General features: G+C 49.2%; 12 protein-coding genes. 10 read left to right on the plus strand and 2 right to left on the minus strand.

The window, feature by feature from the left end:
* The first annotated feature begins 2 nt into the window (after positions 1 to 2).
* From AC4IFB_RS19480 to AC4IFB_RS19525, 10 genes are all read left to right on the plus strand, one after another.
* Positions 3 to 200 carry a chemotaxis protein gene (locus tag AC4IFB_RS19480; protein ID WP_490777432.1) on the plus strand — a complete coding sequence of 66 codons (198 nt, stop codon included), beginning with the start codon at positions 3 to 5 and terminating at the stop codon, positions 198 to 200.
* A 47-nt stretch (positions 201 to 247) separates the two neighbouring features.
* Positions 248 to 2,617, plus strand: coding sequence for a phosphoenolpyruvate synthase (gene ppsA / locus AC4IFB_RS19485; protein WP_490781070.1), 2,370 nt, complete (start codon positions 248 to 250; stop codon positions 2,615 to 2,617).
* Positions 2,618 to 2,697: 80 nt separating this feature from the next.
* Entirely contained in the window at positions 2,698 to 3,507 is an 810-nt protein-coding gene (ppsR, locus tag AC4IFB_RS19490; RefSeq protein ID WP_490777434.1) for a posphoenolpyruvate synthetase regulatory kinase/phosphorylase PpsR, read from the plus strand.
* 132 nt (positions 3,508 to 3,639) lie between these two features.
* Entirely contained in the window at positions 3,640 to 5,088 is a 1,449-nt protein-coding gene (locus tag AC4IFB_RS19495) for an adenylate/guanylate cyclase domain-containing protein (protein WP_490777435.1), read from the plus strand.
* Positions 5,085 to 6,014: a tetratricopeptide repeat protein gene (locus AC4IFB_RS19500; RefSeq protein ID WP_490781047.1), complete on the plus strand. Its 930-nt coding sequence runs from the start codon at positions 5,085 to 5,087 to the stop codon at positions 6,012 to 6,014. Before AC4IFB_RS19495 ends, AC4IFB_RS19500 begins: the two co-directional genes overlap by 4 nt.
* 241 nt (positions 6,015 to 6,255) lie before the next feature.
* Positions 6,256 to 7,179 (plus strand): DUF3943 domain-containing protein, encoded by a 924-nt coding sequence (locus AC4IFB_RS19505; RefSeq protein ID WP_490777437.1) that lies wholly within the window; start codon positions 6,256 to 6,258, stop codon positions 7,177 to 7,179.
* Between the two features lie 1,290 nt (positions 7,180 to 8,469).
* Positions 8,470 to 14,979: an SDR family NAD(P)-dependent oxidoreductase gene (locus AC4IFB_RS19510; RefSeq protein ID WP_490781048.1), complete on the plus strand. Its 6,510-nt coding sequence runs from the start codon at positions 8,470 to 8,472 to the stop codon at positions 14,977 to 14,979.
* 80 nt (positions 14,980 to 15,059) lie between these two features.
* On the plus strand, positions 15,060 to 17,822 hold the full coding sequence (locus AC4IFB_RS19515) for an aminotransferase class III-fold pyridoxal phosphate-dependent enzyme (protein ID WP_490781049.1): 2,763 nt from the start codon (positions 15,060 to 15,062) through the stop codon (positions 17,820 to 17,822).
* 117 nt (positions 17,823 to 17,939) lie between these two features.
* On the plus strand, positions 17,940 to 18,941 hold the full coding sequence (locus AC4IFB_RS19520; protein WP_490781050.1) for an efflux RND transporter periplasmic adaptor subunit: 1,002 nt from the start codon (positions 17,940 to 17,942) through the stop codon (positions 18,939 to 18,941).
* A gap of 4 nt (positions 18,942 to 18,945) precedes the next feature.
* Positions 18,946 to 22,173, plus strand: a complete 3,228-nt coding sequence (locus AC4IFB_RS19525; RefSeq protein WP_490781051.1) for an efflux RND transporter permease subunit — start codon at positions 18,946 to 18,948, stop codon at positions 22,171 to 22,173.
* Positions 22,174 to 22,224: 51 nt separating this feature from the next.
* Here the strand turns inward: AC4IFB_RS19525 and lptG are convergent, their stop codons facing one another.
* Together lptG and lptF are read right to left on the minus strand one after the other, a co-directional pair.
* On the minus strand, positions 22,225 to 23,289 hold the full coding sequence (lptG, locus tag AC4IFB_RS19530) for an LPS export ABC transporter permease LptG (RefSeq protein WP_490777442.1): 1,065 nt from the start codon (positions 23,287 to 23,289) through the stop codon (positions 22,225 to 22,227).
* Complete coding sequence (gene lptF, locus AC4IFB_RS19535) at positions 23,286 to 24,392, minus strand: LPS export ABC transporter permease LptF (RefSeq protein WP_490781052.1); 1,107 nt, start codon at positions 24,390 to 24,392, stop codon at positions 23,286 to 23,288. Before lptF ends, lptG begins: the two co-directional genes overlap by 4 nt.
* Positions 24,393 to 24,505: the final 113 nt, after the last annotated feature.

The raw sequence follows: 24,505 nt of genomic DNA on the forward strand, positions 1-24,505 counted from the left end.
TGATGATCGATTATCTCATCGCCATGACCATTATCCCCATTTTGTTACTGGGCTGGCTGATCGTTCAGTCCATCACGCGACACTATTCTAAGCTGCATCCAGAACATGGTCCTCACAAGGAAGAGGGCACAGGTTGCGGTAAAAGCTGTCTGTGCAGCGGTAACAGCTGCCAGCGTCAAGGAGACCACCTCAGAGGTTAAATGTAATGAATGAGCCATCCAACCAATCTAAAAGCCGAGGGCAAGCGGTGAATGAACAAATAATCTGGTTCGAAAACCTGAAAATGGGCGATGTTGATCAGGTTGGCGGTAAAAACGCCTCCTTGGGTGAGATGATCAGCGGTCTGGCAGATGCCGGAGTTTCTGTACCCGGTGGCTTTGCCACCACGGCACATGCCTTTCGCGAATTTCTGCGCCATAACCGGCTTGCAGAGAGAATCGACCCATTGTTGCAGCAGCTTGATGTAAGTGACGTAACTGCGCTTGCTGAAGCGGGCAAGACAATCCGTGAATGGGTGGTGGAAGCTGATTTTCCCGAAGAGCTGGAGAATGCGGTCACTGCTGCATACAAAAAGCTAAGCGGTGCTGCAGATGCAGTGCCTTCCGTGGCAGTCCGCTCTTCTGCGACAGCTGAAGATCTGCCCGATGCCTCATTTGCCGGTCAACAAGAGACCTTTCTGAATGTCGATGGACTGGAGAGTGTGCTGATCGCCATCAAAGAGGTATTCGCTTCGCTCTATAATGACAGGGCTATCTCCTATCGGGTTCATCAGGGCTTCGCCCATGAGGATGTCGCTCTTTCAGCGGGCATACAGCGAATGGTACGTTCGGATATCGGATCTGCCGGTGTTATGTTTACCCTCGATACAGAGTCCGGATTCAAGGATGCAGTATTCATCACCAGCTCTTATGGTCTGGGAGAAACAGTAGTTCAGGGTGCAGTGAATCCTGATGAGTTCTATGTCCATAAGGGTAATATTGAGGCAGGCAGACCCGCCATTCTGCGTCGTAATCTAGGCAGCAAAGCGATCAAGATGGTGTATGGTGAGGCGGGTGAAGAGCGGGTCAAGACAGTCGATGTGGATCAACAGGATCAGCGCCAATTCTCGCTCACCAGTGAACAGATCGAAAGTCTTGCCAAGATGGCCGTTACCATCGAAAAACACTATCAACGCCCGATGGATATCGAATGGGGCCTGGATGGCAATGATGGTCAGCTCTACATTCTTCAGGCCCGCCCTGAAACTGTTGAGAGTCGGGTCGACACCGCTTCAGTGGAACGCTTTAAATTAGAGCAGAGTGGTGGCAAGGTATTGGCTCAGGGTCGTGCTATCGGACAGCGTATCGGTAGTGGTGTGGCCAAGGTCATCAATGACTCCAGCGAGATGGCCAAAGTCGAAGCCGGTGATGTGCTGGTTACTGACATGACCGACCCTGACTGGGAGCCGGTGATGAAAAAAGCCTCAGCCATTGTCACCAATCGTGGCGGACGTACCTGCCATGCAGCGATTATCGCCCGTGAGTTGGGCATCCCTGCGGTAGTAGGTTGTAATGACGCCACTGAAATCCTGCAGGAAGGCCAGGAAGTAACGGTCTCCTGTGCTGAAGGCGATGACGGTTTCATCTACGAAGGTTTGCTGAAATTTTCAGTTACTCAAGGGGATGTCACCAGTCTGCCGGAAGCCCCGGTGAAGATCATGATGAATGTGGCCAATCCGAGCCGCGCCTTTGCCTTCAGCCGTATTCCCAATGGCGGCATCGGTCTGGCGCGTCTGGAATTCATCATCAATACCACCATTGGTGTCCATCCCCGCGCTCTGATGGAGTTCGGAAGTCTACCGGAGGATATCAAGGCCAAAGCTCAGGAGCAGATGGACGGATACGACGATCCTGTTGAGTTTTATGTAGAGAAATTGGTGGAAGGTATCTCCACACTGGCTGCCGCCTTTGAAGGCAAGCCGGTAATCGTGCGTATGTCAGATTTCAAATCCAATGAGTACGCCAACCTGATCGGCGGTAAGCTCTATGAGCCCTCTGAAGAGAATCCGATGATCGGCTTCCGTGGTGCCTCTCGTTATATCTCTGAGAGTTTCAGACCCTGTTTCGAGCTTGAATGCCGGGCACTCAAGCGGGTTCGGGAAGAGATGGGCTTCACCAATGTGGAGATCATGATTCCATTTGTTCGCACCTTGGATGAGGCCGCAGGTGTGATGCATCTACTGGCAGAGAATGGTCTTAAACGGGGTGAAAATGACCTTCGTGTAATCATGATGTGTGAATTGCCGTCGAACGCGGTTCTGGCTGATGAGTTCCTGGAGTATTTTGATGGTTTCTCTATCGGCTCCAATGACATGACCCAGTTGACCCTGGGACTTGACCGGGATTCCGGACTGGTTGCAGGCAGCTTTGATGAACGCAACCCAGCCGTAAAGAAGATGCTCAGCATGGCCATTCAAGCCTGTAATAAAGCGGGTAAGTATGTGGGTATCTGTGGCCAGGGGCCATCTGACTACCCCGATCTCGCCGAATGGCTGGTTGAACAGAAAATTGCCAGCATATCACTCAACCCCGATACTGTTATCGATACATGGCGACTATTGGCTGGCGTGAAAAGCTAGTCCAACCTCTGGGGGGGCATGCCCCCCCAGTTGAAATGGTTTCGCAATCTCACCCCTCTTTTGCTTGAATAGAAAATCCGATGAAGCGCACTGTCTATTTCCTGGCTGACCATACAGGCATCACCGTCGAAGCAATGGGACGCTCTCTGCTGAGTCAATTTGATGGATTTGAGTATGAGACGGTACATTGGCCGTTCATCGACAACCTTGATAAAGCCAGACGGGTCGCTGAGCGAATCAATCAGACAACCATTGAATCTGGTCAGAAACCGATTGTCTTTACAACACTGGTTGATCCTTCGATCCGGGACTATTTCAAGACCCTCGATGTACCGGTAATGGATTTTTTCGAAACCTTCACTGTTCGCTTGGAAGATGAGCTGAAGCTGCCCTCCTCCCATGCCTTGGGCAGATTTCATACAACAAATAACGGGCGCGCCTATGATCAACGCATCCATGCCGTCAATTTTGCGCTCAACAATGACGATGGTGCAATCACTAAAAACTACGAGACAGCAGACCTGATACTGGTTGGCGTTTCACGCAGTGGAAAAACCCCAACCTGCCTGTTTTTAGGTCTCCAACACAGTATTCTGGCTGCCAACTATCCCCTTACCGACGACGACCTGCACAGCGATCTACTACCCAAAACCCTGACAACCTATCGGGACAAACTGTATGGCCTGACCATCGACCCCCATCAACTGCAACGTATACGTCAGGAGAGACGCCCAGGCCGACGCTACTCCTCTCTGGAGCAGTGCAAGATGGAGGTAAAGTTGGCTGAAGGTCTGTTTAAGCACTATAACATCCCATATCTTGAGACAACTTCTATGTCTATTGAGGAGATCTCAGCGAGACTGATGCAGCATATTAAACGTGTGGCCTGACCCATTCTCGACAACTTGCTGCGACAGCATCAATAAATGAGGTTATAATCTCACTCCCTTGGACACCCCAAGCGCAATAATCATACCAATATAAACACGTACTACTCCTTCTGAATATATTGGATCATCGACTTGATAAACTGGCTGGTTAGACTATTTCGCAAAGCGCCTGTACCGATCTCCATCAAATGGACGATCTATATTGGCACCCTGATCACACTGGTCATGGGTATACTCGGCTGGTTCCTGATAACTCAGCAGACCAGCTTCCATATGCGGGAAGTCAAGGGTTTCGGTGAGGTTCTGGTTGAGCAGTTGGCACACTCTGCCAGTGAACCACTGCTGGCTGATGATCAATTCAACCTGCAAGGCCTGGTAAGCCGCCAGACCCAGAATGACAATGTCGTGGGTGCTGCAATCGTACCCACAGATAAAAACTGGGTCATTTCCGGAAATGTACCGCATCAGCTGCCCACCGCCGATGAGCTTACACCGATGATCTGGTCCTGGCGGGACGAGGATAACAGACGACACCCGGCAATCACCTTTTTCAGTCCCATAAACTTCCGGGATGTCATTGCGGGTCATGCAATGATCACCCTCGATCGGGCATTCCTCGACCGCAATCAGGAACGAACCATACGCATTATCAGCTTTGCCACCATCGGTCTGATTCTAATCGCAGGCATCCTCTCCTATGTATTGAGTAAGCGCCTGAGCCGCCCCATCACCCTACTCGCCCAGGCAGGCCTGCAACACCCTGAAGCGGGTCTGATGATCTTCGAGGGTGATGAAAAGCGAAAGGATGAGATAGGCCAGGTCTATGCCCATTTCGAACGAATGTCAGCGGGCATGCTGGAAAAGCGTCAGGTCGAGGACGCCCTGTCCCGTTATGTCTCCCCGGTTGTTGCGGACAAGATCCTCTCCAATCTCTCCCAGCCCCGACTGGCCAACCAGGAGATGGTTGGGAGTGTACTGTTCTGTGACATTGTCGGTTTTACTCAGCTCTCAGAGGACCTGCCAGCGGATGAGGTGGCCTCATTACTCAATCTCTATCTCGGTGTTATTGCTGAAGCAGCACACCGCTGCCGCGGCGTGGTGGATAAATTCATCGGTGACAGTGCTATGATCCTGTTTGGAGTGCCGGAAGCGGATATGGAACATGGCCTGCAAGCGGTACGCTGTGCCTGGTTGATTCAAGCCCTGGTCCGCCATATCAACAAACAGCGCAGACAAGAGGGCAAAGAGCCGATAATGCTTCGCATCGGCATCAACAGTGGTGTCATGCTTGCGGGCAATATCGGCATTCCTGATAGATTGGAGTACACCGTTGTGGGAGATAGTGTAAACCTGGCTTCTCGCTTGTGTGGCGCAGCTCCGGCAGATGGCATTATGATGAGTCAGACCACAGCAGAATTCCCAGGAGTCAGTGAGATGGTGGAACTGCACCAACAACCTGAATTAAAGATCAGGGGTAAAAAGCATCTCGTCACCCCCTCAATCGCGGGAACACCATCGCGAGAATTTGGTCAATGGTTGATGCGCACTATGGCCTATATTTTGAATAAACACTCTGGATGAACTCCTCACTAAGCATTTACACACTCTGCTTCTGTCAGATACTCCTAAGCGGATGCCAGCTGCTCGAAACCCGAGAACCCCCTGCACCTGTCGAGGAGGATTCTCTGAATTACAGCCGTCAACTGGTAGCCAAAGGGCGTTATAGTGAAGCAATTCAGCTGCTTAACGAAGCCAGTCTCGGAAAGAATAAGAACCAAAGCTACATCAATGAACTGAAAAACCTTCGTGGGCAACAGAAGGTTATAGAAGAGGAGCTGAACGACCAGCTTCTGATCAGTAATACCTCTGCCCTGAAGAATCAATTGCCTATCCTGGAAAAGCTCACCAAATCCAGTTCAAATCCTCAATATGAGCAGTTGTTGACCCAGACTAGAGCCCAACTACAGAGTATGCGCAGAGCCCTCTCCGAATGTGGCTGGCGCCACTATAAACGAAACAATGCTCTGGCCAAGGATTGCCTGAGCATCGCCCTCTCCCTTGAGCTGGATGATTCTGATCAAAACCTGATGGACCATTTGCTGAGGGAGCAGAGCCAAAACAAGAAGGCGCTGGAGAAAAAAGAGAAGACGAATCGCCAAAAACGCTGGAGCAAGCGAATGAACAAGCGACTTGCCGAGGCCAGCAGACTATCAGAGAGCGGCCAGCTGAGAGATGCAAAAAACACCCTCAAGGCGATTCTGAAAGATGCACCCAAAAACGCGAAAGCCAAGGAGATGCTGAATAGGGTCAATATGCAGCTTGAAAGGTATATCGAGAACCTGCTCAGCGCAGGAGATCGCCTATACAGGGATGGTGAAATTGAAAGCGCTAAGGCAACCTGGCGTGCTGCTCTGGCCCTCGACCCCCAGGATCAACGAGCAAAAGATAAGATTCAACGAGCCCAGCGAGTACTTAATAACCTGGAAAACCTACGCAAAACAAATTAATCACCATGCCCATGAAGAACTAGTGGGCTCTATTTCATCAATCCGCTATAATCGCGCCCTTTGGCTCTTCAGATACTCCTCTCTGTGGCCAATGAGAATCACCTTCGATTATATAACCGCTGCTGAGAATCATAATCTTGCCAGACAGGTATGTTAGTCGAAGCAAAACAGACTAGGGCCTGCTAACACTAATCGAAGCGGCTCTAGCTTAACCACGAATTTTTCCTGTATGAACAATGTGATGAGACAATCAGACTTAACCAACACCGGATTAGTGTTTCGCTCTATTCTCCCTCTGATCATCACTGTTCTGTTCTCATCATCTGCCTATAGCAAAGATTGGCTGCCAACAAGTCCGGTCTCATTTTACGAGACTGAACTGGAGCGTAAATCACTTTTCGCGCATGCCTCCACGTATGGGCTGACAAAAACCCTCGCCTTGAATAGCCCAGAGGAAAAGATCGACCGGCCCTACGGATTCGGCAGAGAACTCAATGATAACAGCCCGGAAGACTATCCCGGCCTTAAAAAGGATGCGGCCTATTTTTTCGGTTACCAGTTCTTTATCGTAGGTCTGCTCTATGTCCTTCCTGAAGATATCTCCGCCTGGACAGACGAACAGAAAGAGGACTATACAGTTAGTAAATGGTGGGAAAATGTAACTCACCCCCGCTGGGATCCTGATGAGTGGTATATCAACTATATCCTCCATCCCTACTGGGGCATGACCTATTATACCCGTGGCAGGGAACGTGGACTCAGTGAAACTGGTGCGTTCTGGTACTCCTTTACCCTTTCAGCAATCTATGAATTTGGACTTGAGGCACTGTTCGAACCCGTTTCGATTCAAGATATGATTTTCACACCAGGTGTAGGATCGTTGTTGGGATGGTATTTCGAAGACACCCGACGGGAGATTAAGAGCCAGTCATCCTTCAGCTTTTGGGATAAAACCGTTCTCGTCCTGACTGATCCACTAGGTTCCCTCAACAGCGTAGTGGATGGTTTTATTGAGAATGATAGTGAACTGGAACTACGCTCTTTCTATCGCAGCCCAAACTTCGGAACGCTGGACAACATGCAATGGAATGACCCCTATCGTCAGAGAGTCGACCCAATCGTTAAAGACTATATCGGCCTGCAACTCACTGTACACTGGCAATGACATTAATCCTCATGTACTAAAGCATGAGATAGAAATAATTTAAAAATTCATTTGCTGATTAGCTAAATATCGCAGGCTGGAACCATGCCCCACAAGATAGGGTAAAACAGCAACAAACCCCTCCCCTTATTTCTTTTTAAGACACACACTAATCGCGAATAAGATACCCATAAAAACAAAAAATAGTATCTGCTATCCAGAAAGAAATAATAGCTCTAATTCAAATCAATCCACCTTTGTAACGATGCTCAGAATTAAAGAAAAAGACAACAATAGAGGCCTCAAAGAAACTACATATTGAATATTCCAAACAAAGTTATTTTAGCCTTATTACATTCCCATACACCTATCATGATCTGCTCTGTAATTATAATGAACAGTTAAGCTAAATCATTAACAAACACTCTCTGCCAACATAAGCATAATCTCTACCCGATAGATATATATAAATCTCGTTTCTAGAATTACTCTAAGAATAGTTCCAGTATTTTAAGAAATAAATAACAATATGTTTAAGCAGGATTTATTTCTCTAAATATTAAATTAACACAGACAAAAACACCACACTTTTACCATCATGATTGAAAAATATTACTTTTTATTGCAGACAATCTGATACAGAAAACCATGTAGAGATTGAGATCAGTATTAGTAAGACTTTGTTTATCAAGATACCCTTAATATTTAAATTCATATTGTTTGATCCACATCAATATATAAATAATTTTATGCGAATAGAATCGCTGCCGAAAAAGCATGAATCTCAGACTATATATGATAAATGGAAATCAACAATTAATTCTTAGCCCAATACTTAATGGTTTGCTGATGTGACTAACACCAAAGATCAAGAAACACTCATGGAAGACAACACCTCTGGGACAATCAACTTAAATCTAAAGTTATTCTTAGAATAAATCTAGATTTAGGTTTTTTATGGACAACTATTTTAAGAAGAGAAAAACTTTTATGATACTTTCTATCTGGCAAGAGCCAATTACTTTTCGCTTGTCAATCATCATTGATTAACAAACAAGCACTCAGCACAATCAGATTAAACAAAGCAATATAAATATAAGGTTGCGGATCTATCATACAGACAATGCAACTATTATTATTTTTCATTGAATAAAGCGACACACATACTTATTCAGAAAAAATCCTTAATACCGAATAATCAATGGCTTTCAATCTGAAAGATATTGAAAACCAAGGCGCTTTGAATTCAGGAATTTAAAAAAACCATAAAAATTCCTTCATCATTGAAAGAAAAGGGAAACGAGGTACAAGATGAACACCAATCAACCATTTAATTCAGAATCAGTCATCACCGATTCAGCTTTAACATCAACACAATTACATGAACCCCTTGCGATTGTAGGCATTGGCTGCCGCTATCCTGGCGGATCTACTACCCCTGACGAATTCTGGAAGATGCTTGGAACAGGTTTAGACGCAATCTGTGATGTCCCCCCTGAAAGGTGGAATATCGACCGCTACTACAGCTCAGATGTTGGCACACCAGGAAAGATGTATGTCAAACAGGGCGGATTTCTTAAGGAACCCATAGATAAGTTCGACGCCGCTTTCTTTGGTATATCTCCTCGCGAAGCTATATATATAGATCCCCAACAACGGCTTCTTATGGAAGCAGCCTGGGAGGCCATGGAGGATGCTGGCATCTCTTCGGCTGATCTCGCCGGATCAAACACAGGTGTCTATTGTGGCGCTTTTACCCTCGATAGCATGCTCTTGCAGATGAGTCCGCTAAACAGATCCACCAGCGGAACAAACTCTGCCACTGGCGCATCTATGACCATGATCGCTAACAGGATTTCATATTGCTTTGATCTGCGTGGACCAAGCTTCACCTTAGATACCGCTTGCTCCTCTTCCCTGGTGGCCACCCATCTGGCATGTCATGCGATCTGGCGAGGTGAATGTTCCGCTGCCTTGGTTGGTGGTGCAAACGTTATGATCTGTCCTGAGTACCCAACGCTGATGTCCAAAGGACATTTTCTTTCCCGTGATGGACGCAGTAAAAGTTTTGACTCAAGGGCGGATGGTTATGCACGCGGAGAAGGTGCCGGTATGGTACTCATCAAACCACTTTCAAGCGCTCAACGCGACGGTGACCATATCTACTCCCTTATCCGTGCCACTGGTGTCAACCAGGATGGTCGGACCGATGGCATTACCGTGCCAAATCCAGAGTCACAGGAGAATCTGATCCGTGATGTCTATACGAAAAGTGGCGTGCCTTTCAAGGATGTTCGCTATGTCGAAGCCCATGGAACCGGCACCACAGTGGGTGACACTGTCGAAGCTGGCGTACTGGGACGAACCATAGGTGCCGGCAGGAAAGGTGATGAGCAGTGTCTGGTGGGATCCGTCAAGGCGACGATTGGCCATCTTGAGGCTGGGGCTGGCGTGGCTGGCCTGGTTAAAGCATCACTGTGTCTAAAAAACAATGAGGTTCCACCACAGGCCAATCTGATTGAACCTAACCCAAATATTCCCTTTGATGACCTTGGCATTCGCCTACCGCGAGCAAAGGAGAAGTTACCTGAGGATGACCGACCAGTCTATGTCGGCATCAACTCCTTTGGCTATGGCGGAACCAATGCCCATGTAATCCTTGAACGTGCGCCAACCCAGGTTATGCTGGATGATGATACCACCCGGCCTGAACAACAAGCAGAAATTCTTACGCTTTCCGCACGGGATCCAGCAGCGCTGACCGAACTTGCTCAATCCTATGTTAAATTCCTTTCATCTAATGATGTCCCTGCACTTCATAATATCTCGTTTTCATCTGCCGTTCGCCGTGCACACCATGAACACCGTCTGGCCATCGTCGCATCATCACTGGAAGAGTTGGAAACCGAACTTCTCGACTATGCCGAGTCAGGGATCAGCTCTCAATCATGTGTTGGAAGAAGCCAGACACGTTCGCAGAGTAAGCCTGTCTTCGTTTTTAGCGGCATGGGTCCACAATGGTGGGCGATGGGCCACGAGCTTTTCGAGAGTGAACCTGTCTTCCGCGAAACAGCCAAGGCCATAGACAACATCTTCCAGTCTCTCGCTGGATGGTCGATTCTGAACGAGATGCAAGCGGAAGAGTCGGAGTCGAGGATAGAGGAGACCCAGATAGCCCAGCCTGCTAATTTCCTACTTCAGGTCGCACTCAATGATCTATTGCGCTCCTGGGGTGTTGAACCCTCAGTCATCGTTGGCCACAGTGTGGGTGAAGTAAGTGCTGCTTATGTCTCTGGCGCACTCAGTCTCGAAGATGCCGTTCGTGTCAGCTACCATCGGAGCCGCCTGCAACAGAGCGCTGCCGGACAAGGTAAAATGTTGGCAGTCGGGCTCAGTGCCGATGAAGCTATCGCTTTGATCGAAGACAAATCAGATCTTATTTCAATTGCCGCTGTGAACGGCGCCACTGCTGTCACCCTGTCGGGTGATTCAGATGCACTTGCCTCTGTGGCCGAATCACTGACGGAAAAGCAAATCTTCAACCGTTTTCTCCGTGTGGAGGTGGCTTACCACAGCCCACAGATGGAACCATTGAAAGCGGATATGATTGAAGCACTGAAGGATATCAAACCGCAAACTCCGACTACCCCACTCTACTCTACAGTCACAGGTGCACTGGTAGAAGGTCCCGATTTAGATGCCAATTACTGGTGCGACAACATCCGCAAGCCTGTGCTGTTTGCCAAGGCAATCGGAGAAATCCTTAGCGCAGGTTCTGAGGCATTCCTCGAAGTGGGTCCCCATCCTGTTCTTGGTGGATCAATCAAGGAGGCTGTCAGGAGCCAGGGAAAACCGGAGATTGTGATATCTACTCTGAAGCGTGAATCCGACGAGCGAACCATGATATTGCTCGCCCTGGGTGGATTGCATGTCAATGGCTATTCAGTTGACTGGCGGGCGGTGACCGGAAAAGGTGCCAGCTATGTAAAATTACCAACCTATGCCTGGCAGAGAGAGCTTTACTGGAACGAAACCATCGTATCGAAACATGACCGTACCGGTGAGGTTGATCATCCACTGCTTGGTCTGCGGTCGTTTGCCCCTACACCAACCTGGCAGAGTGAACTGAATCGAGAAATGACCTCCTATGTGGAAGATCACATCGTTGAAGGGGCAGTCATATTTCCAGCAGCAGGCTACATTGAGCAGGGACTCGCCATTCAGTCACTGATTAACGACAGCGAATCCGGGACACTTGAAGATATCGAGTTCCAACGCGCCCTGATGCTTCAGGGCAAGGGTGAGCCGATTCTAAGAGCAACCTTCGATGAAGATAAAAGTGAATATCATATCTATACACGAAGGGAGGAAGATGGTTGGAACTGGACGCTTCATGCCAATGGACGAATTTTAAATTCTCCACCGCTAGCTGCTGAGCCTATCCCCATGGAAGAGATTCAGCTCCGGTGCAGTACCACTGTAGACACGGAAAAACTCTACTCACGCTTAAGCGAACACGGTCTGCAATACGGACCTATGTTTCAGAGAATCCGAAATCTATGGCGGGGTGACGGGGAAGTACTCTCTGAAATTGAACCATTGAGCGATCAGAGCAGTGAGTCAGCCTATCATCTGCACCCGGTGGTGTTAGACGCCGCTTTGCAATCTCTGATTGCCGGACTTGATTGGGATCCTTCCGACAAACGTACATTCGTACCCGTAGGCATTAAGCGGATTTCATATCACAAACGTCTGCATGGGCGGTGCTGGAGTTATGGTCGCATTGTCGAACAATCTGAAGATCGTATCTTCGGTGAAATCATGATTTGCGACAGCGATGGGGCGGTGGTTGCTGAAGTACAAGGGGTGCGTTTACAGTCCCTGGTCTCACTTAAGGAGCACCGTGCTAAATACCTGGAAAGCTGTTCCTACGTAATGACATGGGAGGAAGCCGAACCAGCTAAGATCTCTCCACCCGAGGGTAAATGGCTGCTGTTCTCAGACGAAGTGGGGATTGCCAGCGAACTATCCAGTAAGCTGAGTGAGGCTGGGGTAAAGGAAATCGAGCAGATTCCAACACCAGCCTTATTGAATACTACTGATAGCAGCAGCTCTGAAACTGAGGGAGAAGAGTCACTTCCCTTCGAGCAGAGTCTGAAGCAGGCAGATGCAGAGTCCCGCATCGTCTACCTGTGGGGTCTCAACGACAAGGCCGAGAATGACCCAAGTGAAGGCACTGCGCATGTAGAGTTTTTGCAACTCGTGCAGGCACTCGCCAGTCATGAACCGGAGCAGGCTCCAAAAAGAGTCTATGTGATTACCCGGGGCGCCCAGCATATCGGCGATGAAGAGGGCCCAGCCCTTGGGCAGGCCTATCTCGTCGGTCTTGCCAGAACAGCACTCAGTGAACTACCACACCTTCGCTGTACAGTGATTGACCTTGATCCTGCTGCCACAGCTGAAAGTGTTCAAGCACTCACCAATGAACTGTTGAGCGATAACCTGGAGTCCGATGTGGCGTTGCGTGGAGAGGTACGCTACGTACACAGACTGACACCACTGGCACGCTCAAAGAAAGAGGATGAGGAGGAGAAGAAAGATGAGATGCTTTCAGTTGAGGAGGCTGGTGCATTTCGCGTAAAGATAGGCGCATTGGGACGATTCGAGTCCCTCTATTACGAGCAGATCCGCCGTCGCGCACCTGGGCCAGGAGAGATTGAGCTGCGTATGCACGCCGCTGCAATGAACTTCAAAGACATTTTGAAAACCCTGGGCATGCTGCCAGAAGCAGCGCTCGAATCAACTTTCCATCAGACCAGCCTCGGCATGGAGGGAACAGCTGAAATCGTGGCCGTGGGTGAAGGCGTCACTGAGTATAAGGTTGGTGATATGCTGGTTGGTGGCTTCCGCGACTCATTCAGCTCTCACATCACTGTTGCTGTGAAAGACCTGTTTGCTGTTCCTGCATCACCGTTGATGAGTATCACTGACAGCGCCAGCATACCGACGATTTTCTTGACCGCGTATTACGCTTTGAATGATGTCGCCCGTCTGCGTAAAGGTGAGACGGTACTCATTCATGCCGCAGCGGGAGGCGTTGGACTGGCTGCCATACAAATCGCACAATGGCTTGGGGCAACCGTTATCGCTACTGTTGGCAGTGAAGAAAAACGGGAATACCTCCGTTCGATTGGCGTTGAGCATATCTTCAACTCTCGTACTCTGGATTTCTCAGAGCAGATCAAGAAAGTGACAAACGGCAAAGGGGTTAATGTAGTTCTCAACTCACTTTCCAAAGAGACTATCATTAAAAGTTTGCAAGTCATGGCGCCACTTGGCCGATTCATCGAAATCGGTAAGCGTGACATCGTGCAGAACATCCGCATGCCGATGTTGGCTTTCAACCGCAACCTCAGTTATACAGCCATCGATCTCGATCGATTCATGGGTGAGAGTCCTGAAGTGCTGGATGGACTGTTCGACAAAGTCTGGGCGCTATTCCACTCTAAGGATCTGAAACCAACACCGGTTACCGTTTTTCCTGCATCCCAGATTGCCGATGCCTTCAAGTTTATGGCGCAGGCTAAACAGATCGGCAAAATCGTTATCGATTTCGACGATCTTGAAGGTGTTGAGGTCGCACCTCTGAAAGAGACAGGGACACTACTGAAACCTGACGCGACCTATCTCATTACTGGTGGATTGGGCGGTTTTGGCCTGGAGATCGCGAAGTGGATGGTGACTGAAGGTGCGCGCAACCTGGCCCTCGTGGGTAGAAGCGGTGCTAAGACGGAGATTGCTAAAAACACAGTCAAAGATCTGCAGAAGCAGGGCGTCAAAGTGAGTGTAGTCTGCGCTGATATGGGCAAAGAAGAGGATATCGTTTCGATGTTCGATAGCCTGGCCCAGTCGATGCCTCCACTGAAAGGTGTCATGCACGCTGCGGCCGTCCTTGACGATGCCATTTTGGCCAATCTCGATGAGGCCAGACTACGCAAAGTAGCGGCACCAAAGGCTCGTGGCGCTTGGTTGCTACACAAACATACAGCCGATATACCTTTAGATCACTTCGTGCTGTTCTCATCAGTCTCTGCACTGATGGGTAATCCCGGTCAGGGCAACTATGTTGCGGCAAATGTATTCCTCGATTCATTGGCGGAATACAGAAGAGCGCAGGGACTCCCTGCAACCAGTGTTAACTGGGGCGCACTTGCTGAGGTCGGCATGGTAGCCCAGGACGCCATTGTTTTCGAACAACTGGCGAGAGCTGGCATCAATGCCATAACTCCTGCCGATGCTTGTGCAGCAATGGCTCTGGCACTATGGGATGACAGAACCCAGTTGGGCTTTATGGACATGAACTGGGCGAAATGGGGACAGCTCAATCCAGCCTCCTCCGCCATTCCGAGTCTGGCCTATGTGGTTGGAGCCAAGTCGTCTGGGAAAAATGCTGAAGCGGGTAAAGTACGTGCTGCCTTGCTTTCCATCGAACCAGGTGATCGCAACGAAATGCTGGCTTTGATGGTGGTGGAACTCGTCTCTGAAACGATGCACAAACCTGCCAACAAGATCGACATCAACATGCCTCTATCTGACATGGGTATCGACTCTTTGATGGCCGTCGAGTTGCAGTATGGCGTTTCAACAAAGTTCGGTGTCGATATCCCGGTACTTGAGCTGGTGCGAAGTGGCAGCATTTTTGAGCTGGCAGGAGTGCTGCTCGACCACATGAAGATCCCTCATGATGGTGATGGCAGCAGCAATATATCAAGTGAAGAGTCTGTAAACGACGTAGATAAGAAGGAAGAGGCCGTAGCTTAAATTCGGCAAGTGGGGGGAGTACTCCCCCCACCACTTCCAACTTTTTACCTGGTACATAGAATACTCGGAGAATATCTACAATGAATACAACAACACCTACTTTCGGTGGCCTTTCACTCGAAGAAAAACGTGCCGCTATCAGAAAGCTGCTTGGTGGCTCAGATAACGAAGCCTCAGAAACTGAATCGGCTGGGGTATTCAACCCCACACGCTCTGAACTTTTGAAGGCGTTTCGCCTTGATAAGCCTTTGGTACGCGGCCTTGGCCATCAACTTTTTGATGCAGAAGGCGGTGAATATATCGACTTCCTCTCCCAATATGGCGCTGTATCCCTGGGGCATAACCACCCAGAACTTTGGGATGCATGTATGCAAGCTCAGCGGGAACAACTTCCAACCATGATTCAGCCTCTGATGCCCATCGCAGCACAGGAACTCTCAGCCAAGCTGGCCGAGATAACACCAGGGGATTTGAATGTTTGTGTCTTCACTAATAGTGGCGCGGAAGCTGTGGAAGCGGCCATTAAGCTGGCTCGTGCGCGTACTGGTCGGCAGATCATACTTTCAACCACCAACGGTTTTCACGGTAAAACATTAGGCGCACTCTCTGCAACAGGTCGGGACTTATATCAGAAACCGTTCGGCGCACCAGTAGAGAATTTTGACTATGTTCCCTTTGGGGATATCGATGCGCTCAAACAGCGTCTGGCCCAGAGTCAGGATGATATTGCCGCATTCATCGTTGAGCCTATCCAGGGGGAAGGCGGAGTCGTAGCTGCCCCTCCCGGCTATCTGGCTGAGGCTTTTAAGCTATGCCGATCCCATGGCGTGCTTACTATCCTGGACGAGATTCAAACCGGGCTTGGACGAACCGGAAAGATGTTCGGACTCCCTGAGGATGCTGGAGCACCAGACATCATGACCCTTGCTAAAACCCTCAGTGGTGGCTTGATCCCGATTGGGGCCTGCATTACCACACCCGATACCTGGGATGATGAGTTCGGCCAACTACACAGCTCCACCTACGCAAACAACAACCTCGCCTGTCGTGTCGCAACCAAGGTGATTGAGATTCTTCAGCGTGACAACCAACAGATCATCAAAAACGTTGCTGAAAACGGCGAGTATCTAGCCAGTCGCCTACAGGCACTGCAAGAGAGTTATCCAAAAGTAATCAAAACAGTTCGCGGTAAAGGATTTATGGCCGGCTTGGAGTTTTATCCATTCGAGCCTGGGGATGGCTCCGGCTCGATGACATTCTTCAGCATGAATGAGGGTCTGATCGCTGCTTTCAGCTCATACCTGTTCAATGCACATAAAATTGTCACGGCTCCCGCCTTCAACAGCTCTCATACATTGAGGCTACAGCCACCATTCTCTGTCGGCCGCACCGAAATAGACTACGTCATCAATGCTCTTGATTGCATGTGCGATGCCCTGGATCGCAGAGACTTCCATCACATTGTCAAGACGTTCGTAGGCAAAACGCTGCGTGTCGTTAAAGGTGGCAAACGTTACGAAAAATCTCAACAGCGCCAGCTCGCCCCATCCCGTGAGTATGACAGGAACAAACCAGGCAGTCAGTTCTCCTTCGTCGTTCACTATATGCATGAACATGATTTCATCGATGCCGATCCTTCATTCGAGCAGTTCACCTCGGAACAGATGGAAAAATTGCGCAAGTGGAGTCGAGGAGTAGGACCAGGTTTCGTACACCATATTGAAGGGGTTCAATCGAAAACGGGGAAGGTCTCAGAAGGATGGCTGATGTTTCTGCCAATGATCCCAAAGGATATGGTTTCGATCGGCCGAAAAGAGACAATGTACATGCTTGAGCGTGCCAAGAAAATGGCGGCCAGACGTGGTTCATCCATCGTTGGACTGGGAGGGTTCACCTCTATCGTCAGCCAGGGTGGCTCCACCCTTGCCAATCAGAGCAACCAGGTACTTGCCGGGAAGGATGCCTGGGTTACCAGTGGTAACACATTAACTTCGGTATTGGCCGTTGCCGGAATCGAAGAGATCACTAAGCGTGTGGATGTCGATCTCAGTCAGGCACGGGTCGCTGTTGTTGGAGCTACTGGCGCCATTGGACGGCTTGTTTCACTGATGATTGCAGATAAGATCGGTTCATTGGTTCTCGTTGGCAACGCCTCGAATACCGATGCAGTCGAGCGCTGCCAGGCCATTGCCGATGAGATATATAGTGACTTGCTGAACGATGATGAGCTTGGACCGAATGGGTTTCATAGTAAAGAGAGTGATGGTGAGTTAGTTCGCTCATTGCGTTGTGATATCGCAGCAGCAATGAACGAGGCCAAAAACGGCTCAGTCGCGAGCGCTGTTCGACGTATGCACAATGAACTCCCTATCCAAATAACAACAGATCTCGACAAAGGCTTGAAAGACGTTGACATCATCGTCGCGGCAACAAACTCTGATACTGCCATTATCAAAGCCCATCATCTCAGAGACTGGTCTATCGTCTGCGATGTAGCTCGACCACCAAACGTCTCCGACGACGCGGGGCGGAATTCCAAAGCACTCATCTTTGATGGCGGTCTGGTCGAACTTCCAGACCCCGTGGAGTTTAGTGCGATGGGTCTCCCACCAGGCGTCTGCTGGGGATGCCTGGGTGAAACCATCCTCCTGGCTCTGGAGTCAGCAGAGGGGGATCACAGCATTGGTCAGATTCTGACCCAGAAGGAAGCGGCTTACATCACCGGACTGGCAGAAAAACATGGATTCAAGGCCGCACAACCACATCGGTTTGACACTCTTATACCTGAAGAGGAATTGAATGAATTTGCCAAAGGATATGCAGAGTGGCATAGCAACCGATAATACTGCTTGATAAAAGATCAGACCACTTCCCCGCCTTATCATTGGCGGGAGAGTGGTCGTCTTTGCGAATAGATTCCAGGTCATGAAGTTTCTCGTTGGGACAAGGACTAAAACGCCATGAAATTCAACTCTCTTCTCCTCGCCCTTTTTGTATCTTTTTTTACTTCCCCTATAAATGCAACTGACACATTAGTGTTAGCAAAGGCGGCGGTACAAAGAGAGGTACAGTCAGGCTTTACCCGCGCTCATTCGAGGCTTACCCTCTCCGCAGAACAAGCAGGACGTATCGCAACAGTAAATGGAGATGTGGGTGACAGCATAAAGGAAGGAGAACCTTTCGCATGTCTGGATGACACCTACCTGAAACTGGAACTGAGCACCAATAAAGCAGAACGTAGACTGTTAAAAGTGGATAGTACCTATTTCCGTAAGGAGGCAGCTCGCTACAAAAAATTACTAAAAAAGAACTCCTCCTCTCAAAGCCAGCTAGACACGGCACTGAGAAGCTTGCACAAGACCGAAAACCAACTTAAGGCATTGGCCATTGAGGCTGACATACTAAAAGAGCGCAAGGAAAGGCTATGCATTAAAGCGCCAGATGGGTGGCGGGTTATAAAACGTCACGTTGAACCAGGCAAATGGGTAAATGCTGGGGAACCTGTCCTTGAGGTCGGTGATTACAGTCGCCTGGTGGCGCCATTTGCACTCAGTATGGGAGAGTTTCAGGCGCTGAAAACCGCACAACAGAGTGGTGGTCTGAAAGTAACCCTTCCGGATCTACAAACAGAACTACCGGCAAAGCTGATCAGGGTTTCCCCCGCCTTTGATGATCAGTCCCGCAAGATCCATCTCGAGTTAGAACTCTCAGAGGGACTACCTGCTCACCGGGGAGGATTAAGAGTGGATCTATCCCTGAATATTCCAACCCGATCAGGGGCAGTGTTAGTGCCGCAAAGCGCACTTCAACAACGCTATGAGCAGTATTGGCTGAAACGGTCAGACGGCAATGAGATCCCAGTTGTCTATCTTGGTCGATCCAAGGGACTGGATGATGATTGGATTCGAGTGGTTTCACCGGACGTCAAGCCTGGTGATCAATTCATAGCCCTTGAAGAGTAGACCTATGCGCGAAGTTGTTGCCTTCTCTCTAAAACAACGGGTTTTCTATAACCTGATGTTCGTCATGTTGATGGTAGCGGGATTCATCTCCCTGTTTGCACTACCCTCTGAACGCTATCCCAATTTTGGTTTTGGTGAAGTCATCATCTTCACCGCTTACCCTGGTGCCTCTCCAGAAGAGGTGGAGAGTCTGGTCACCCGCAAAATCGAAGACGCCTTGGAATTGGTGGATGATGTGGAGTGGATAAGCTCCACCTCGTTTAGTGGAAGTTCAAACATTCGCCTAAAATTCATTGACGATTCTGATTATGACACCCTCTTCAACGAGGTTCGTTTTAAGGTGATGAATATCATTAACGAACTTCCAGAAGGGATTGACCCACCGGAACTGCTGAATACAAAGGTACAAGATTGGTTACCGGTAATTGCTGTCAACCTGGTTGGAGACCTTAACAATCGAACACTGGCTCTGATGGCAGAGGAGATCAAAACTCAAATTTCAAAGATTCCCGACGTGCAACAAGTGGAGTTCTCAGGTAGACAGACTCAGGAGTTCCATCTCTATCTCGATTCAAAAAAGTTGCGCGAACTGGGTGTCAGCTTCGATCAAGTTGCACAAGCTGTCAGCGGTGCAAATCAAACCATACCTGCGGGTAAATATACCAATGAGAGCGGTGAGTTCCGTATCAAAATGGATGAGCGCTTTCGCAGCCTTGAACAGGTGCAGTCATGTGTTGTACGGCGTGATGCTGATGGCAGTCTGCTACGGGTTGCAGATCTATCATCACACATTGGTATGGGCTACCGCGATCCTATCGTCATCACCACGGTCAATGGTAAAGCTTCATTGGGGTTGAAGGTAATCAAATCTGAACTGGGTAACGCTGTAGACATTCGTAACCAAGTCATTGCGCTGACAGACAAGTTTAAGCCAATTTTGAAGGCGCAAGGAGTTGATCTGGTTTTGACCCAGGATTCAACGGTATATATCAATGATGGAATAAGCATCTTGAGCATGAATATGCTCGCTGGAATCATTCTTGTATCCCTGGTCATCTGGTATTTCATGGGGATCAGAAATGCCGGACTGGTCACAATCGGTATTCCATTCGCCTTCATGATTACCATTCTGATCATGTATCTGACCGGTAACAGTTTAAACGAAATCACCCTATTCTCTCTTGTCCTGGTTACCGGTGTCATAGTGGATGATGCGATTGTGGTAACAGAAAATATCTATCGACAAGTGCAGAAAGGATATGAGCTGCGAGAGGCGATCATCAAGGGCACCTCTGAAGTGGCGATGCCGGTAATCTCTGCCACCCTGACTACGGTGGCCGCTTTTATGCCGCTATTGATTATGAGCGGATCCACCGGCCAGTTTTTTGCTTTGGTACCTAAGGCAGTAACCTTTGCCGTTGGAGCCTCTCTGATCGAGTGTCTGTTGATTTTACCTATTCATTATCTCGATTTTGGACCCCGCGACAAAAAAACCAAAAAGCTGCAGGATAGCGACAACGCAATGTTGCGAGTAACCAGACGCTTCACCAAATGGATGCTGAAGCGAACCATGCGTAACCGGTTACTGACGATGTCAGTTGTAGCAGTTTTATTTGTAGCTTCACTGTTAATAATCGGACTCTCTGCCAGCGGTAAAGTGCCTTTGGTGCGAATCCAGTTTTTTCCCGACGACTACAAGATATACTATGTCGATATAGTTGGTCCCAGTAATATTTCCATTGACGATGTCAATCAAAGAGTAAAGCAGATTGCGGATGTAGTAATGGAAGACGGCCCCGGAATGGCCACCGCTACCTCAGGAATGGCTGGCATGTATTTCAATGAAGACTATGAGCCGATCTATGGAAACAACCATGGATCTGTGATTGTCACTATGCCAGGTAAGGATCAACAGACCTTCGACAACCCATTGACGCACTTGGAGCGGATGCGTGAAAAGCTCAAACAGACCTTTGAGACTGACGGGTTTAAACTCCATATTCATCCCCAGAAAGACGGCCCACCCAGTGGTAAAGATATTAATGTAAGAGTTGTAGGCGCGAATGTGAAAGCAGTATCGAACCTTGCGACTGATCTGTTGGCCTTCATGCGCAACTCAGAAAATATCGGGCCTCATCTTATCGATTTGAGTGATGACCGGGGACTGCCAAAACGGGTTTTTCGTCTTGAGGTGGATCAGCAGCGGGTTGCGGAGTTCGGTCTGGATAACAGTCAAGTGGCACAACTTTCTGCGAGCGTGCTGGATGGACGTTATCTGGGCAAATACCGTCATATCGATGAAGAGGTTGACTTAAAGTTACGAATCGACCCCTCGATATTAACGACCCCGGAGAGTGCCCTCTATATACCTGTGGTGGAGCGTGCTGGAAAACCGGTCTATCTGGCTGATCTGGTCAAGGTCAGGGCCTACAATGAGACAGGTGAAATCAACCGTTACCAAGGTCAGCGATCCATCAGTCTGAAGGCGGATATTCGTACAGGTGCACCCACCTCGACACCTGCGGTGGTGAATGCGGTTCAGTCCTACTATGAAACCATCCGCGACAATTACCCCGGTGCTTCTGTTATCTTCGGTGGAGAGCATGAGGATACCCAGCGCTCGTTTGAGTCTCTGGGCTACGCTTTTATCATTGCCGTGTTGGTCATGTATGTCATCCTTGCAACCCAGTTTCAATCTTATCTGCAGCCGTTAATCATTCTCTCTGCCATTGCTTTCGCCATGATCGGAGTGGTGTTCGGCAAACTGATCACACAATCACTATTCACCATCAACAGCTTCGTTGCGATGATTGGTGTTGCCGGGGTGGTAGTGAATGATGCCCTGGTATTGATCGACTTCATCAACAAACGATATCGAAGAGGCGTGCCCAGGCGTCAGGCCATAACCATGGGTGTTCACATCAGACTCCGTCCTATTCTTTTGACTACGCTGACCACAAGTCTTGGTCTACTGCCAATGGCCATCGGCTTTCCCAGTTACTCTTTGGTGTGGGGAACCATGGCATCCACTTTCGTTACCGGATTGGCAACCGCGACAGCACTAACACTGTTTATCATTCCTGTGCTTTGGGATTTGACTCAGGAGTTACAGGAACGCCTGCAAAAACTTAAGGAAAAGCAGTTTACCATGCCAATTGAAACCACCCCTTTGATACCCCCTATTAACCCGACGCCAGATAGTCAGAGAGTGGGTGAATATTCTGATTATTAACCCGGCGACTAAGTATGTCGTCTTCAGGGTTTATAGTAACAATAGTAGCGATCATGAAATCCGTCTGAACATCCACGCCGCCAGCGCCAAAAAAAGAAGTAGTGGAAAAGCTGCGGCAAACAGCGCATCCATTGAGTAGACCACAGCCATGTAGGAGAAGGCCCTGTTCAACAGATAGAATATAATCCCAAGCATCGCTCCTACAAATATCCGCTGGCCTACGCCAGCACTACGCAGAGAGCCAAAGACAAAGGGTATACTCAGAAAAAGCATCACCAGGGTAACCAGCGGAGCCGCCAGCTTTCCCCAAAAAGCGACTTCGTAGCTGACCGATGCCTGACCATTGTTGCGCAGATAATCGATATATCGCCACAGATCCCAGGCAGCGAGCATGTGCGGTTTAACCGTCAAAACATCGAGTGATGAGGGTTCCAATTGGGTTTGCCAGGCCAGAGTCTCCTGCTGGCTGATCTCAACACGCTTCTCACTGAAGGTGCTCATCGACACCCCTTGTAGCACCCAGCCATCTAATTCATAACTTGCCCGTTCGGCATATACTGCCCGTTGCAACTGCGCCTGATCATCGTACTCATAGAGAGAGAGATCGGCCAGTTGGGCGTCAGGCAATACCTGGCGGATATTGATATAGGTATTTCCATCCCTTGACCAAAATCCATATCGGGTTTTCAGACTGATCTGATCCGAGAGCGCCTCCATCTTCATACGTTGGGCTTGCTGTTCAGCCTGAGGCGCTAAATATTCACCAAGCCAGACCACAGCGCACAATACCAGCAGCCCTGCCTTCAATACCGAAAGGACGATTCTGGGGATAGATACACCCGCAGCACGCATCGCCATCAACTCCGAATTGTTGGCTAAAATCCCCAGTCCAATCAGGCTGCCCAAGAGGGTAGCGACTGGAAACAACTCATAGCTGTAACGGGGCAGACCCAGAAACACATAGGTATAGGCCATACCAGTGGTGTAGCCATGCTCTACATCCTCCAGTTCAGCCACCACTTCAAAAAATCCGATCAAAACCAGAAGCAGCAGTAGCACCGCCAAAATGCCGGTCAGAACCGCACGACCAATATAGCGATCCAGGATGGTGATCATGCGCTCTGCATCCTGAATCTACGCCTTACTCTTCGAAACAGAGGGGTGTCCGGCAGCAGTAGCAATAATCCTGTAATTGCCAGTATCAGATGCACCCACCAGATACCCAGCCACTCCGGTGTGGTGGCATTGACCATCCAGTTTTCTGCTGCACCCTGAAGACTCAGATAGACGGTATAGAGCACAAATGCGAATACCAACCTGCCGAAGGGCCCTTGTCGCGGCATGGTGCGACTGAGTGGCAGGCTCAATATCGCGAATACCAAGAGACCCAAAACCTGAGACATACGCACCTGGAACTCTGCCCTATCCTTGATCGAATCGGAATTCAGCAGGGCCTGACTGGAGAGCGATCTTCGCGTCACTTTTGCTTCACCCCCTGTAGAGGGCTTGACCAGAAGTGCATATTGGTTGAACTCACTGACCTGATAGTCGGCCCGCCCCGGCGTGCCGGCATAACGTAGCCCCTCCTCCAGCACCAGATAGCGATCTCCCGATTTGGCATCGACGCGTTGATAGCCTCGCTTTGCACTCACCAGAGTCAACTCACCCTCTTTGCGCTGCTGTACGAAGACATTCTCCATGTGCCTTTTATTCTTCGTGATTGACTCGACATAGAGTACAAGATCGCCCTGACTGTATTCATTGAAGCGGCCTGCACTGATACCCGCCAATTCCATCGCCTGCCCCTGCTGACTGCTCAATAACTCAGCACTCAGTCGACCGGCCCAGGGGGTTACATAGAGAGAGAGCCAACCGGTAATCAGGGCAACGGGGATAACCACCAAAAGCATTGATCGATAGATTCTCATTCCCCCGATGCCGCAGGACTCGAGCGCAACCATCTCGCTGTCCCGGTACATTCGTCCAACCACATAAAGCACCGCAAAAAAGAAGGCAGGAGGTATCAGGCGGGAGAAGTAGACCACCATTTGCAGGGCCAATGCCTGAGCCAGCAGCTCGCCATTCAGATCCCCTGTTGCGACCTCTTTGAGCAATTTGATAAAACTGTTGCTCGACAAGATCAGGGTCAATACCAGCAGAATCGCCGACATCGCCTTAAGAACCTCTTTCAGCAGATAACGGTCAATCAGCGTAATCAAATGGTGTTCCTGTACTCATTAGGTATTTTGTATTGAACTAGTATACCGCACCGCCCACTAGTGCCAACGAGGCAGTTTTCCTCTGCTGTTTTCAATGGATATCGGAATAAATG

This window comes from Candidatus Thiodiazotropha sp. AKIB8 (assembly GCF_058244675.1).

Excerpts from the sequence above, each read along its gene's own strand:
- AC4IFB_RS19500 (WP_490781047.1), top strand. The coding sequence starts at position 5,085 with ATGAACTCCTCACTAAGCATTTACACACTCTGCTTCTGTCAGATACTC.
- AC4IFB_RS19515 (WP_490781049.1), top strand. The coding sequence starts at position 15,060 with ATGAATACAACAACACCTACTTTCGGTGGCCTTTCACTCGAAGAAAAA.
- lptG (WP_490777442.1), bottom strand. The coding sequence starts at position 23,289 with ATGATCACCATCCTGGATCGCTATATTGGTCGTGCGGTTCTGACCGGC.
- AC4IFB_RS19525 (WP_490781051.1), top strand. The coding sequence starts at position 18,946 with ATGCGCGAAGTTGTTGCCTTCTCTCTAAAACAACGGGTTTTCTATAAC.
- AC4IFB_RS19510 (WP_490781048.1), top strand. The coding sequence starts at position 8,470 with ATGAACACCAATCAACCATTTAATTCAGAATCAGTCATCACCGATTCA.
- AC4IFB_RS19505 (WP_490777437.1), top strand. The coding sequence starts at position 6,256 with ATGAGACAATCAGACTTAACCAACACCGGATTAGTGTTTCGCTCTATT.
- ppsR (WP_490777434.1), top strand. The coding sequence starts at position 2,698 with ATGAAGCGCACTGTCTATTTCCTGGCTGACCATACAGGCATCACCGTC.
- AC4IFB_RS19520 (WP_490781050.1), top strand. The coding sequence starts at position 17,940 with ATGAAATTCAACTCTCTTCTCCTCGCCCTTTTTGTATCTTTTTTTACT.
- AC4IFB_RS19480 (WP_490777432.1), top strand. The coding sequence starts at position 3 with ATGATCGATTATCTCATCGCCATGACCATTATCCCCATTTTGTTACTG.